The organism is Shewanella glacialipiscicola (assembly GCF_023283485.1).
In the GTDB taxonomy this organism is placed as follows: Bacteria; Pseudomonadota; Gammaproteobacteria; order Enterobacterales; family Shewanellaceae; genus Shewanella; species Shewanella glacialipiscicola.
The window spans coordinates 81,410-96,635 of the sequence record NZ_JAKILU010000013.1; the positions used below are offsets into that span (position 1 = coordinate 81,410).

At 42.9% G+C, this 15,226-nt stretch carries 9 protein-coding genes; 4 read left to right on the plus strand and 5 right to left on the minus strand.

Annotated features, from left to right (window positions below; genetic code table 11):
- Nucleotides 1-110: 110 nt before the first annotated feature.
- From L2717_RS11500 to hrpA, 4 genes are all read left to right on the plus strand, one after another.
- Nucleotides 111-1,142, plus strand: coding sequence for an isoaspartyl peptidase/L-asparaginase family protein (locus L2717_RS11500; RefSeq protein ID WP_220774744.1), 1,032 nt, complete (start codon nucleotides 111-113; stop codon nucleotides 1,140-1,142).
- A 702-nt stretch (nucleotides 1,143-1,844) separates the two neighbouring features.
- On the plus strand, nucleotides 1,845-4,094 hold the full coding sequence (locus tag L2717_RS11505; RefSeq protein WP_220774671.1) for a nitric-oxide reductase large subunit: 2,250 nt from the start codon (nucleotides 1,845-1,847) through the stop codon (nucleotides 4,092-4,094).
- Nucleotides 4,095-4,264: 170 nt separating this feature from the next.
- Nucleotides 4,265-4,681 carry a CBS domain-containing protein gene (locus tag L2717_RS11510; RefSeq protein WP_220774672.1) on the plus strand — a complete coding sequence of 139 codons (417 nt, stop codon included), beginning with the start codon at nucleotides 4,265-4,267 and terminating at the stop codon, nucleotides 4,679-4,681.
- Between the two features lie 122 nt (nucleotides 4,682-4,803).
- Nucleotides 4,804-8,682, plus strand: a complete 3,879-nt coding sequence (hrpA, locus tag L2717_RS11515) for an ATP-dependent RNA helicase HrpA (protein WP_373316161.1) — start codon at nucleotides 4,804-4,806, stop codon at nucleotides 8,680-8,682.
- 71 nt (nucleotides 8,683-8,753) lie between these two features.
- Here the strand turns inward: hrpA and nrdD are convergent, their stop codons facing one another.
- From nrdD to L2717_RS11540, 5 genes are all read right to left on the minus strand, one after another.
- Nucleotides 8,754-10,547 carry an anaerobic ribonucleoside-triphosphate reductase gene (gene nrdD / locus L2717_RS11520; protein WP_248938053.1) on the minus strand — a complete coding sequence of 598 codons (1,794 nt, stop codon included), beginning with the start codon at nucleotides 10,545-10,547 and terminating at the stop codon, nucleotides 8,754-8,756.
- Nucleotides 10,534-11,004 carry an anaerobic ribonucleoside-triphosphate reductase activating protein gene (gene nrdG, locus L2717_RS11525; protein WP_220774454.1) on the minus strand — a complete coding sequence of 157 codons (471 nt, stop codon included), beginning with the start codon at nucleotides 11,002-11,004 and terminating at the stop codon, nucleotides 10,534-10,536. The genes nrdD and nrdG overlap by 14 nt, the downstream gene beginning before the upstream one ends.
- A gap of 257 nt (nucleotides 11,005-11,261) precedes the next feature.
- Nucleotides 11,262-11,648 carry a putative zinc-binding protein gene (locus L2717_RS11530; protein WP_076500146.1) on the minus strand — a complete coding sequence of 129 codons (387 nt, stop codon included), beginning with the start codon at nucleotides 11,646-11,648 and terminating at the stop codon, nucleotides 11,262-11,264.
- A gap of 77 nt (nucleotides 11,649-11,725) precedes the next feature.
- Nucleotides 11,726-14,389 carry a nitrate/nitrite transporter gene (locus tag L2717_RS11535; protein WP_220774453.1) on the minus strand — a complete coding sequence of 888 codons (2,664 nt, stop codon included), beginning with the start codon at nucleotides 14,387-14,389 and terminating at the stop codon, nucleotides 11,726-11,728.
- A 59-nt stretch (nucleotides 14,390-14,448) separates the two neighbouring features.
- The gene (locus tag L2717_RS11540; protein ID WP_107882728.1) at nucleotides 14,449-15,213 is read right to left on the minus strand and encodes a peptidylprolyl isomerase; all 765 of its coding nucleotides are present in this window, start codon (nucleotides 15,211-15,213) and stop codon (nucleotides 14,449-14,451) included.
- Nucleotides 15,214-15,226 lie beyond the last annotated feature (13 nt).

Genomic DNA, 15,226 nt, shown 5'->3' on the forward strand with positions numbered 1-15,226 from the left:
CTGTGATATGACATCATTGTCGCCAGAATAAAACCAACAGGCAAGGAGAGGATTGAAATTACATGTTGAAATGGTTACAAAGGAGGCTACTTTTTAAGGGGATGTAAAGAATGAAAACAAAACTAACCACCTTTAGTTTAATTATTTCGGGTCTACTTTTTATGTCACAGAACGCGTTTGCCGCAGATAAACCTTACGCCATTGCGATTCACGGTGGTGCGGGCACGATTTCTAAGGCCAATCTCACCCCAGAACAACGTCAAGCTTACAAAGATAAATTAAAAGAAGCCGTTGATAAAGGCTCAAAAATATTGGAAGAGGGCGGTGACAGTTTGGTGGCAATTCAAGCCGCGATTAATATTCTCGAAAACAGTCCTTTATTTAATGCAGGCCTCGGCGCGGTTTACACCTATGACGGCGGTCATGAATTAGACGCTGCGGTAATGGATGGCAAAACTATGAATGCAGGTGCAATAGCGGGCGTGCGCCATATCGCCCACCCGATAGATTTAGCCTTAGCGGTGATGAATAAATCCGAACATGTGATGCTCTCTGGCGCAGGGGCAGAAGAATTTGCTCTGACTCAAGGCTTTACCTTAGTACCGAATAGTCATTTTGATACTGACGCGCGCTACCAGCAATTACTCGATGCACGGCAAAAACTGCAAGCAGCGGCTAAATCAGAGCAAGTTGCCAGTGTTGAGATGAAAGACCTCGATTATAAATTTGGCACCGTTGGTGCTGTAGCCTTAGATAAAAAGGGTAACTTAGCCGCAGGGACCTCAACCGGCGGGATGACAGCTAAACGTTTTGGTCGTATTGGCGACTCTCCTGTGATCGGCGCGGGCACCTATGCCGAAAATGGGGTTTGCGCAGTATCAGCAACTGGGCATGGTGAATTTTTTATTCGTTATTTAGTCGCTGGAGATATTTGCGCTAAGGTGAAATACCAGCAAAAGTCGATCATTCAAGCGGCTGATGAAGTGATTAATCAACGCCTTATTACTGCCGGTGGTTCTGGTGGCGTGATTGCTGTCGATCAGCGCGGTAATATTGCGACGCCTTTTAATACCGAAGGTATGTACCGTGCCACTCGCAGCAATGGCGAACCCGCTCAAGTGCTGATTTGGCAAGATGAATAATACGCTAAAGCTCATGGTTTAAGTCATCACGAAGGTGGATTTTAAATCGTTAACAGCGAGTGCTACTAACCTAGCACTCGCCTTTTTCTGGGTAAGTGACTTTGCCCTAAGATGAAATAAGTCATTTTTAAGCGTGTGTTGCCTCAATACGAGTGACTCTCCCCGTATTTATTTGCTATGCACATCGCTTTAAACTCGGTTGCAACATATGGCCAAAAACCGAGATATAGCAATCGCCACTTTTCAAAATATGTGTAATTCGAGCCAGTTTAAAAGATATTTTTGTTAAAATATTGTTGGCATTTCGCTTGTTATTTAATCCAATAAACACATGCAAAGTCCATTCTTGTCGGCTGGTGATATGTTTGATCCGCAGGTAAGGTGGCAAAGCTGCATAATTTAGTGACTAAAAATTCTGCGCGATTAAAAATTAAACAGTTATGCATTAATAATATGATTATTGTTAAATAACGTTAAAGTGAATTAGCTTAAATGACTATACTGGTCCATAGTCTATATCGAAATGATATATAGGCTATCTTCAACATATTTGAATGACGCGTGAAATCAGATTGACTTTAGTGTTTGAAAAATAGTCGGATTATGGGCAATCATTTTTAATGGTTCATTAATGATATTCATATTTACTTGGGGAAATATTCTTTTTTAAGGAATAGAACACAAATTAAAAGGAGAAAGACCATGGGAGAGTATAAGAAATTGTGGTGGACCTTATTAGGGATCGTCGCAGTGACGTTCTCTATATTAGGTTACTATGGTACTGAGATATACCGAACCGCGCCGCCAATTCCTGCATCGTTTGTGTCGACAAATGGTGACATTTTAACGACCGAAGAAAAAATATTAGATGGTCAAACGGCTTGGCAATCCGTTGGTGGTATGCAATTGGGTTCAGTATGGGGCCATGGTGCTTATCAAGCACCGGATTGGACGGCGGATTGGCTGCATCGCGAACTACTTATTTGGTTAGATTTAGCCGCGGAAGGTGAATTTAAGCGTCCGTATGCTGAACTCACCGAGCAGCAGCAACATATGTTGCGTTATGAACTGAAAAAAGAATACAGAACGAATACTTATAACGTTGAAAATAACACAGTAACGCTATCGCCAAGACGTATTCAGGCGATTGAACAAACTGGAGCTTATTACAATGCTCTTTTCGGTGGCGCGCCTGAACTGAAAAAAACACGCGAAAACTATGCAATGAAAGAAGTCACTCTGCCAAATCCAGAGCGGCGAGCGCGTTTATCTGAATTCTTTTTCTGGACTGCGTGGGCAGCATCTACTGAGCGGACCGACGGTACCGCGACTTATACCAACAACTGGCCACATGAGCCATTAATTGACAATAAACCCACCACTGAAAACATTGTTTGGTCTATCATCAGTGTGGTTATTTTGGTGGCAGGTATTGGTGCATTAGTTTGGGCATGGGCATTTTTGCGTAAAGAAGATGGCGAGCCTGTTGCTCCAGAGCGCGATCCTATTTTGTCGTTTAACTTAACACCTTCACAAAAAGCCTTAGCTAAGTATCTCGTTTTAATTGTTTCTTTATTTACATTCCAAGTGTTTATCGGCGGTTTTACCGCACATTACACCATCGAAGGACAAAGTTTTTACGGTATCCAAACCTCAGAATGGTTCCCGTATAGCTTAGTGCGTACTTGGCATATTCAGTCTGCACTATTTTGGATTGCAACCGGGTTTCTTGCTGCTGGGTTATTTCTGGCCCCGGTGATTAATGGCGGTAAGGATCCTAAATTCCAAAAAATTGGCGTTGATATATTATTTTGGGCATTAGTCATTGTTGTTGTGGGCTCGTTTATTGGTAATTACTTAGCAATCGCACAAATCATGCCTGCTAACCTGAGTTTCTGGTTAGGCCATCAAGGTTATGAATACGTTGACTTAGGGCGAATTTGGCAAATAGGTAAATTTACTGGAATCGTTTTTTGGCTAGTATTGATGATGCGTTGTATCACACCAGCATTACAGCAAAAAGGCGATAAAAATCTCTTAGTCCTCTTTATGTTATCAGTTATAGCCATCGGCTTATTTTATGGTGCTGGATTCTTCTATGGTGAACGCACGCACATTTCAGTGATGGAGTACTGGCGTTGGTGGATTGTGCATTTATGGGTAGAAGGTTTCTTTGAAGTATTTGCCACGACAGCATTAGCATTTATCTTCTTTAACATGGGATTAGTCACCAAACGCATGGCAACCGTGGCTTCGTTAGCTTCGGCTTCAATGTTTTTGTTAGGCGGCGTTCCAGGGACTTTCCATCACTTATATTTTTCGGGTACAACAACGCCAGTTATGGCTGTGGGTGCGACGTTTAGTGCGCTTGAAGTTGTTCCTTTAATTGTGCTTGGTTATGAAGCTTGGGAGCACTATCGATTAAAAGATCGTGCGCCTTGGATGGCAAACGTAAAGTGGCCGATAATGTATTTTGTTGCGGTAGCATTTTGGAATATGTTGGGTGCCGGTGTATTAGGCTTTATGATTAACCCTCCTATTTCTTTGTATTATATTCAAGGGCTTAATACAACTGCAACACATGCTCATGCCGCATTGTTTGGTGTTTATGGCTTCCTAGCGCTTGGCTTTACGTTGCTAGTATTAAGGTATATTCGTCCACAGTTGATATTTAATGAACGGTTAATGAAAACATCGTTTTGGTGGATGAATATCGGCTTAGCCTTAATGTTATTCACCAGTTTATTACCGGTAGGTATTATCCAGTTTATCGCTAGTGCATCCGAAGGGCTTTGGTATGCTCGCAGTGAAGCGCTATTACAAAGCGATACATTGGTGACATTACGTTGGGTACGGACAATCGGTGATATGGTATTTATTGTCGGTGCATTGGCCGTTACTTGGCAGGTGTTTACAGGCGTGTTTAGCCGTTCTGCCAGCCATGAAAAATAATGTGAACATGATTGAGTGATTAAATTAAGTGGTGCTTTTTAGCACCACTTTTTTTATATTTTTTATGCACTAGATAAGCTCAATCGATATTTATCACAACGTTATCACGATATTTTGACTAAACTAAAGCATAAGGTTAGTACGAGGGAAATATTATGGGAGGAAAGACAATGGACTTAATTAAAATCCGCGATCACATGGACCGCCAACCCGTGTTATTACGCGCCAATATGTCGCTTGCGACTGCGGTCGAAAAACTATTGGATAATAATAAAATGGGCGCCGCTGTGGTTGATGATTCGGGCAACTTAGTCGGTTTTTTATCCCAACAGGATTGTCTGGCTGTGATGATTAAGAGCAGTTATCACTGCGATATGACCTCAGTCGTAAAAGATTGTATGCGTACTGAAGTGCTGTTTGTCGGGCCAGATGACAGTATTTTACACTTAGCTGAACAAATGCTTGGGCTTAAACCTAAGGTGTACCCTGTGGTCGAGCACGGCAAAGTGATAGGTACCATTAATCGCACTAATGTACTTAAAGCGATGAATATCTATATGCAGCAATGTTATCTGTCACCGGTTTAATCTAAGCCTTACTAATGAGGAACTGATACGCTTTATCCTCAGTGCAGCGTAAATTAGCCATACCATTGCGTCAATTTCCTTGCTAGGATCGCCATTTTTGATGCTAGCACTGGAATTTGCATTTGAACTCAGACACACATCCGCTATCGAACGCCTTTCTTAATCTTTGTTATCAGAGCGATGCGTCGCGGATCCGTCGCCGTTTATTTAAGCTCAATAAAGAAGTCGACTCAGATAAAAAAACTCAAACCTTAGCCCAACTGAGTGAGCAAGCGCAGGCGGCGTTTGAGAAGGTTGAGCTGCGCCGTAATGCGCGCCCTAAAATTCACTATCCTGAGAATCTACCCGTTTCTCTGATGCGCGACGATATTGCTCGCGCGATTGCGGGTAACCAAGTGGTGATTATTGCTGGTGAAACCGGTTCGGGTAAAACCACTCAGCTCCCCAAAATTTGTTTAGAAGTGGGTTTGGGGTGTCGCGGCATGATAGCCCACACCCAGCCAAGACGTTTGGCTGCCCGCAGTGTGGCAAGCCGCATTGCAGAGGAATTACAAAGCCCGCTAGGGGAAGTCGTCGGCTTTAAAGTGCGTTTTGCCGATGCGCTTAAAAGTGACTCGTATATTAAGTTGATGACCGACGGTATTTTACTGGCGGAATTAACGTCCGATCGCAATCTTGATCAATACGACACCATTATCATCGATGAGGCCCACGAACGCAGTCTCAATATCGACTTTATTCTGGGCTATCTCAAACAAATTCTCAAAAAACGCCCTGATCTTAAAGTCATTATCACGTCAGCAACCATAGATGTTGAGCGATTTTCTAAGCATTTTAACAATGCGCCCATCATCGAAGTATCAGGGCGTACCTTTCCGGTAGAAACCCGTTATCGGCCATTGGTGCAAGACAGCGATGCCGATTTAGATCAAATCGAAGGCATTTTTGCCGCCGTTGATGAGTTGGTGAGCGAAGGTCTTGGTGACATATTAATCTTTATGAACGGCGAGCGAGAAATTCGCGATACGGCTGAGCAATTAAGCCGACGCAATTATCGTGATACCGAAATCTTGCCGCTCTATGCACGGCTATCCTACGGTGAACAATCCAAAGTGTTCAATAGCCACAGAGGTCGGCGGATTGTACTAGCCACTAACGTGGCAGAGACCTCCTTAACTGTGCCGGGCATTCGCTATGTAATTGACCCTGGTACGGCGCGCATTAGCCGTTATAGCTACCGTACTAAGGTACAACGTTTACCGATTGAACCTATCTCACAGGCGAGTGCGAATCAGCGCCAAGGCCGTTGTGGTCGTGTTGGGCCGGGGATTTGTATTCGATTGTATGATGAGGCCGATTTTAATAATCGCCCAGCATTTACCGATCCTGAAATTTTACGCACTAACTTGGCTTCGGTTATTTTACAAATGCTCGCTATTGGTTTGGGCGATATTGCAGGTTTCCCCTTTATCGAGCCGCCCGATCCTCGCCATATCCGCGATGGTTTTTTGCTGCTTGAAGAATTACAAGCAGTAGAGAGCAAACACAATAAACTCGTATTAACGCCACTTGGGCGGAATTTAGCGCAAATTCCGGTGGACCCGCGTCTCGCGCGTATGGTGGTAGAGAGTCAGCAGTTAGGTTGTTTGAATGAAGTATTAGTGATTGCGGCGGGGTTATCGATTCAAGATCCCCGCGAGCGTCCAATGGAGAAAAAGCAAGCCAGTGACGAAGCCCATCGCCGTTTTGCCGATCCCAGTTCCGACTTTGTCAGCTGGATAAACCTGTGGCAGCATCTAAAAGAACAACAAAAAGAATTATCGGCTAGCCAGTTTCGTAAAAAGTGCCGCGATGAGTATTTAGCCTATTTGCGTGTGCGCGAGTGGCAGGATTTATACGCTCAACTTAAGCAAGCCGTACACGATTTAAAATGGCGTTTAAACGATACGCCAGCCAGTTACGATACCTTGCACCGCGCACTGTTGTCAGGCTTATTGAGTCATGTGGGTTTTAAAGATAACAATAACGAGTATTTAGGTGCTCGTAATCGTAAATTCTTTGTGTTTCCCGGCTCGCCATTGGCTAAAAAGGGCCCTAAGTGGATCATGGCCGCAGAGCTGACCGAAACCTCGCGCTTATTCGCCCGTTGCTGCGCAAAAATTGAACCTGAATGGCTTGAGCCCTTAGCCGCGCATTTGATCAAAAAAAGCTATGTAGAACCACATTTTGAGGCAAAACCAGGTAGCGTTATCGCCCTTGAAAACCAAGTGCTCTATGGCTTGATGGTGGTGCATCGCCGAAAAGTGCAATATGGCCCCATCGATCCCGTTGAAGCGCGGGAGATTTTTATCCGCAGTGCTTTGGCAGAAGGGCAGTTGCAAACCCAAGAAGCATTTTTTGTGGCTAACCAAAAGTTGCTAGAAGACATTGAATCACTTGAGCACAAATCCCGCCGCCGCGATATTTTGGTCGACGAGCAAGTGTTAGTCGATTTTTATGAGCCGCGCATCCCTGAAGGTATTTACAACGCGCAGCTGTTTTTGGGCTGGTGGAATAAAACTAAGCGTGAGCAGCCAGATTTACTCGATTTCAGCAAAGCCTTGTTAATGCAGCGCAGTGCCGATCATATTTCGAGCTTGGATTTTCCCGATACCTGGCATAAAGGAAATTTACGCCTGCAATTGAGTTACCATTTTGAGCCTGCCGCCAGTGATGACGGCGTGTCTGTACACATTCCGGTGGCGCTGCTTAATCAAATTGATGACAGTGATTTTGATTGGCTAGTGGCAGGGCTGCGGGAAGAAAAGTGCATCGCATTGATCAAATCGTTGCCTAAAAGTTTACGGCGTAACTTTGTGCCAGCGCCTGATTACGCCCGAGCTTGTGTGCAGGCCATGGCACCGTTTAGTGCTAGTTTACTGGATACCATGTGCAAACAATTACTGCGTATGAGCGGCACGCGTATATCGCCAGAAGATTTTGATGCAACGCAAATGCCCGCGCATTTGCAGATGAATTTTAAAATTGAAGACGATCATCATAATTTAGTAGCGCAGAGCCGCATGCTCGATAACTTAAAAGCCGAATTGCAAGGCGTTGTTGCTAAGGCGATACGTCAGGTGGCGGATAAGGGAATTGAAAAAGAAGCCTTAACTGAATGGTCTTTTGGTGATTTGCCGCAGCAATACCAGCAGCAAAAAGGCAATTATCAAGTACGAGCGTTTCCGGCACTGATCGATAAAAAAGACAGCGTCGCGATCAAATTATTTGATGATGAATTTGAGGCGCAAGATGCCCATCGCCAAGGTCTGCGACGTTTGCTGTTGCTCAACATTCCTTCGCCGGTAAAACATTTACAGCAAGCCTTGCCGAATAAGGCCAAATTGGCGATGTATTTCAATCCTTTTGGTCAAGTGCAAATTTTGATTGATGATATTATTGCCGCCGCCGTGCAGCAGTTGTTAGACCAAAAAGCGTTAGATGTACGTAATCAAGCTCAATTTGAGCTAGCAAAGGATTGGGTTCGCCAAGAATTGAACCCGACTGCTGAGCAAATAGCTCTTAAGGTTGAACAGATTTTAACCTTGTACCAGAGTATTAAAAAACGTCTTAAAGGCAAAATAAGTTTAGATATCGCCTTTGCTATGAGTGATATCCAAAATCAATTAGACAAATTAGTGTTTAAAGGTTTTGTAGAAGCCTGTGGTTGGCAGCGTTTAGCGGATGTGGCGCGTTATTTAAAAGCGATTGAAACCCGTGTTGAAAAACTGCCTATTGACCCGACTCGCGACCGTTTGCACATGCAAAGTATTAATAAAGTGCAAGCAGCCTTAACGGCGCAGCTAGCAAAAGTACCGCGCGCTATGCCAACACCGCCTGCATTAATTGAAGCTCGCTGGATGATTGAAGAATATCGCGTATCTTGTTTTGCTCAAGTGTTAGGTACCGCATATCCTATTTCTGAAAAGCGTATATTAAATCAACTTACCGAACAGTCATAAATGCGCCTAGATTAATATTGAGCAATAGCCAGTTATTTATAGCGCTGGCTATTGACTCAAATAAGGCTTTATCAGGCATGTGTTGGTGCGGGCGACTGGTGATAATAACGTAAATCGTGTTCGGTTCGACGTCCTTGACTAAAGGCTGAGACGCGCTTTAAATAACCAATAACACGGGTGCCGTAGTCAATGTTTTTTGAACCGCATTGGTGGCAATATTGCTGAGTTTGTTTATCAATATGCTGACATTCATTGCAGATAGTAATTTTTACATTGACACAAAAATAATTACACCCTGTACGTGCAGCGACATTATATAAATTAAGATAATTTTTTACTGATAACTTTTCATCTAAATTTAAATGTAATGCTGAGCCCCCATCTAAGTAGCGGGTCATTTTTTCACCGTGCATAATAAATTTATCAAGATAATTAATGTTAGTGTCTTCTACCGGATAAAAGTAACTGTTATAGCAACTTCGATTAACAAAGTAGCCTGCCTTTCTATCCCAAGCCGCATTCTTTATACCTAAGTTTTCTGCTGGAACAAACTCAGTATTAAATTTGTAGCCAAATTTTTGAGTAGCTTCTCGGTTAGCCTTATAAATAATCTGTAATTGCTGGTCGACAAAGGTCTGGTAATCATTATTAGTGTCAGCTACTAGACCTAAAGATTCAGCGGCCTCTACCATGCCATTAATACCAATCGTCATAAATTGTTTATCCAGAGAGATAAAACCCGCGGTATAGACTGGCAGCATACCATTGGCTAATTGTTCTTCCATTAGCTTACGATAGGCAATCTGGTATTGATGAACCTTTTCAACCTCGATTTTAAGATCGCGTTTATCTTGGATTAATCGATTCATATTAATGGTTATAACATTAATTGAACCGGTGGCGACGCCGCCAGCACCTAAGCTGTAGGAGAAGGTGTGATCGCTTATTTCATTACGTAAACGACAGCATGAGGCTAAAGAGTCAGCATTTTTGGATTGATAAATAAAAAATGCACCGCCTTCGCTCATATTTTTGGCACAAACATGGGCAAACTCCGTATCTTTAACTTTATCATCAGCGGTTAACATCGCCGCGGTGATCACTGGAAAGGTTAAAATGGCTTTATTCCGTTCTTGATTAAACCAATCTAAGAAAAAAACTTGTAACTGTTTTAAAGAGTGCCAATCTGGCGGGGTAAAGTCAGGAAATACAAATTGCCCAAACATGGCCTCAAAATAATATTGATCATAAAGAGAAATATTCCAAAATACACTTTGGTATCCTCTTGCTGCTGCAGGTTGATTTAACGCATACACAACGTGTTGTAGGTGGTTCTCTATTGCGTGTTTATGCTCGGTGAGATAATCATCTCCAAAATCTTTACGGGCAAAGTAATCGAAATACATTAAAAATTCGACAGTCGCAATTGCGCCAGCAAATTGCGCGCTGATAGCAAATACTAAATTAACAAAGCTGCCACAAAAAGACTCTAAGTGTTTTGGCGCTTGTGATTCTCCACCTAATTGAGTTAATCCACTGAGTAAAAATGGGTACATTGAAATAGAAGCGCAATATGGTTTTAAACTGGTTTCATCATGAACGTAAATTTCATGTTCTATTATTTGTCTCTCGTATTCTTTCGCTAAATCTACACCATATAATTCAGTTATTTTTTGTTTTACTAATTCACGATTAATATCAATAAAATAATCTTTCATTAACTCGGTTTCTAAGGTGGCAATGTTTTTATGGGTTACATTTGCATTCGCATCTAAATGCGAAGCATCAGCGGCATTATTTGATTGTTGATATTGTTTAATAAAAGCTAATTTTTTTTGTAATTGCTGTGGGTTAAGAGATGGCATGCTGATGTTCCCTAAATTTAAAGTTGAGTAGGTTTCCCGTTGCGAGTTCAATAAAGCGTTGATTAGTTTTTTCTTTTTCTAATCCTCCTTGATTTGGCCGCCAAGCCCCCGTTTTGAGGTAATCCAATTGTGCAATCAGATGCTGTGATACCTTGGTTTTTCCAGTGTAGAGACAGGTTTTAAGACCGTATTTTTTTGCCAGTGATAACTTGTCGAGTAATGCAGGGGGATTCCATTCGCCACCAAAAAATAAAACACAACTCACCAGTCCCTGATAACGTGTTAAATAATGTTGAAAATTATTATTATTTAACTGAATACCCGTTTCTGGATCCCAAGTATCTTGGCTATGACACCCTTGGCAACGTAGTGGGCAACCGGTGATGGTAAATGCTAACGACACCTCATCAGGAACCTCTTGAAAACAGATCTGTGGCGCAAAGCTATTAAATGCCATAACCACCATATGTTGTGCCTATTCAATTATAATTAACTATATATTGTGTTTTATAATATCGGGATAGACAAATAAAAGTTTGATCAAGATCAAACTATTGAGGATTAATGCGATGAGGTTAATCTTGGGGGAGTAAAGCAGATAACACGGGTGAATGGCTGTAAATAAGTGCTTGTTTAAGCTGTATTAAACTTGGCTTATTTACAGTAGGTTCCAGAGCTTAAATAAAAACTGCGGCAGTGTAAATGATGATTAGGCTAATTAAGTTTACATTGAGGAATATGAATAATTTTTTGATGGATATGCTGTAACAAACGGTAACTATCAGCCAGATCGCAATCAATTTGCTGTTGTTTTTTATAGCCCAATTGGGTGAGCTCTATGTGCCAGGTGGGTACAATTTGTTGTAGCGCCAAACTATTTTTAACGCAATTGAGCTTACAACCATCAAGTGCCAATATGGGGCGTCCAGATTTCGCCAGTCTGACAATCGATTTTATATTCCCTCCAACGCCCGCGATACATGACATTTGCATCACGCCTGAACGATCAAGGGTCAGGGCCACATCATTAGCTAATTGTGCGACATTTGAGCAGCCAGAGCAGGCATAAACCAAGGGTTTATTCGTCGATAATTTTGTCATGTTGGCACCTTTGTAAAAAAGTGAATGTAGATGATAGGCATCCTAAATCGGCATGCCTACCATTGTTTAGCTAACAGTTAGCAAGGGATCTCTGCGTTACGCCTAGCGTAGAACCACCAAGTGATAACCACACAACTGGCGTAAAACAGGATAAACCCATAGAGCGCGGTATCTACCGCTCCAGTTAAGCTCATTGCGGTGCCATAGGATTTGGGAATAAAAAATCCGCCATAGGCAGCAATGGCAGAAATAAAGCCTAAAACCGCTGCGGACTCTCGGTTTCCTTCGATTTCGGCTTGTTTTTCCATGCCTTTACCTAATGCTTTTTGCCTCAGGGTTAAAAACATCACTGGCACCATACGGAACGTTGAACCATTACCAATGCCTGTGGTGATAAAGAGCAAAACAAACATACCGAAGAAGCCACCAAAATTACCCGCAGCACCGTCATGCGGTAAGAAGTACAGCACACCGACAACGCCCATCGCCATGAAGAAAAAGTTCCATAGCGTCACTTGGGCGCCGCCAAATTTATCGGCTAATTTACCGCCGACAGGTCTGGCTAATGCACCTGCAAGTGGACCGATAAAGGCAAACTTAACGGGGTCGACATCTGGGAATAACATACCCGATAACAATGGGAAACCTGCGGCAAAACCAATAAAACTGCCAAAAGTTCCTAAATAAAGCCAGCACATTAGCCAAGTATGATGACGTTTAAAGACGACGGCTTGCTCCTTAAATGAAGATTTAGCATCCGTAATATCATTCATGCCAAACCACGCCGCAATGGAGCCAATAATGATAAATGGCACCCAGATAAACGCCGCGTTTTGCAACCACACCGAATGTGTTTCACTGTTTTGCAATACAAGGGTGAGAGGCTCTCCTTCTAAACCGCCAAACACACTGGCAGATATCACTAAAGGGGCAATTAATTGCATGCCCGATACGCCTAAGTTACCCAGCCCAGCATTAAGCCCTAGTGCAGTACCTTTTTCAGCTCTAGGGTAGAAAAAGCTGATGTTTGCCATACTCGATGAGAAGTTAGCGCCACCTAAACCACAGAGTAAGGCTAAAATCAGCATGATGAGATAGGGTGTTTCGATATTTTGCAGTGCAAAACCCATCCATAAACAAGGGATTAAAAGTGATGCGGTTGATAAGGCTGTCCAACGGCGACCACCGAAGATGGGGATCATAAAGCCATAGAAAATTCGCAGTGTAGCACCCGATAATGCGGGTAGCGCCGCCAACCAAAACAATTCATTTGGGCTGTAGTTAAAGCCTAATGTCGGCATTTTAACCACCATAATGCTCCAAATAGACCATACGGCAAACGCAAGGAAGAGGTTGGGTATTGAGATCCATAAATTGCGCGTGGCAATTTTTTTACCTTTAGTGTCCCAAAAATGTTTATTTTCAGGTTGCCAATCGTTAAGTACAAAGGCGTCGGGTGTGGTCATTTCGGGTAAGTTTTTTACCGTTTGACCACTGGCCCATTCCATTCTCTCGGCTCGGCGAATTGAATAATGCATCCACATTAATGAGATAGAACTAATAACAAACAACAACATAAAACAGCTTTGCCAGATGCCAATAACGTCATTGAGCATCCCAAATGTGACGGGTAATAAGAAGCCGCCAATACCGCCGACCATACTCACAAGGCCGCCCACTACGCCGACATTATTCGGGAAATAAGTCGGTATATGCTTAAATACAGCCGCTTTACCTAAAGACATGAAAAAACCTAAGGTAAAAATAAGCAGCACAAAAACGGGCAAGGATAGGTGGAAGTTAAATTCAAAAACGTGTTCAACCCCTTTCACGCTGTAGTGGGTTGGGGGATAACTGAGTAAAAAGGTACAAATGGTGCTGATGCCTAACGTCCAATACATGATGCGACGGGCGCCGTATTTGTCGGACCACAAGCCGCCTAAAATACGAAATAAAGAACCTGGGATAATATAAAACGAGGTAAGAATACCGGCGGTGACTAATGACACTCCATAAACATCAATAAGGTAGTGGGGTAGCCATAGGGCGAGTGCCACAAAGGCGCCAAACACGAAAAAATAATATAAGGCGAAGCGCCAAATACGAATGTCGCTGAGCAAACCTAATTGTTCACTGAATTTGGGCGGTTTGAAATTAGTTAATCGGCGGGGTTCTGTTTTGGCAAAGACCAAATATGCGGTTGCCGAAATCGCAATGATCAAAGCATAAATTTGTGCGGTTTCTTGCCAACTGAAATACTTTAATAAAAAGGGTGCGCCAAAGGTTGTTAGCGCAGCACCTACGTTGCCCGCACCAAAAATACCCAGTGCAGTACCTTGTTTTTGTGTTTCAAACCAAGATACGACATAGGTCGCACCGACAATAAAGCCACCGCCCGCTAAACCCAGCCCAATACCTGCGACTAATAGCATATCGTAACTATCAGCAAGACTGAGCAGATAGGTCGCAATGGCAGCAATGTACATTAACGTACTAAATACAAGGCGCCCACCCCAGCGCTCCGTAAACATACCTAGGGCAATGCGGCTCAACGAGCCGCTTAAAATTGGAATCGCCATTAATAACGCCATTTGCGTATCGGTTAAGGCTAAATCCGCTTTTATTTTTATCCCTAAAATCGAAAATATCGTCCAAACGGCGAAACAGAGCGTAAAAGCGGCGGTGGTAAGCCACAATGCGCGGTATTGTCCACTCTTAATGCGTAGCGGTAGACTACTCATTTGAAAACTCCGACAAATTAGCAAAATGTAACGTTAAAAAACATCATTTTTTTAATGGGTTACTGCAGTAATGGCTCATTATTGGTGTCAAAATCAAAACCTTCTATATGGGCTTCGTCTATTAACACTTGGATATATTGAGCAATGGCTTTTTGACGCACTTTTTCATTAAGGTATAAGCTAATCCTGTCGCTAACCGCTTCAAATGGGAGAGGGTTACCGGCAATTTTGTGTTTGATATCGACAATATGAAATCCATAACGACTTTCTATCGGGTAGGGTTGCAAGCCTATTTCGGCGGTTAATAGCTGTCGTTCAAATTCCGGCACGGTTTGCCCACGGCTGAGCTGACCTAAATTTCCCCCTACGGATTTTGAAGGGCAGGCAGAAAACTCCTGTGCTAAAGCGGCAAAATTGGCTTTTTGATGCAATTGTTCAATCAGTTGCTCGGCGATGATTTTGCCCTCTGCTCTGGCTTTTAAATCATCGGGCGCAGCGGCAATCAGGATATGGTTAGCCTCAACCAATGGCGAGGTTGTAAAGCGGTGTGGGTTTTGTTCAAAATACTGTAAACACTCTTCGGGAGTCGCTTGCGGAATAGGTACTTCAGATTCAATGAGTTGCTCTAAATAATCCTCTTTATTACAGATCTCATCATTAGGGCGAGATAACGATAATGCTTTTGCACGTTGAAGTAGCAATTCGCCAATGATTAAACTCTGGGCGGCTTCTAACATCGCTTTACGTTGGGTTGGGGCCGGGAAATACTGCATTTCACTGAGAACTTGCTCTTCGGTAATGCTGGCTTGGTTGACTGTGATCATAATATGGCTCTCT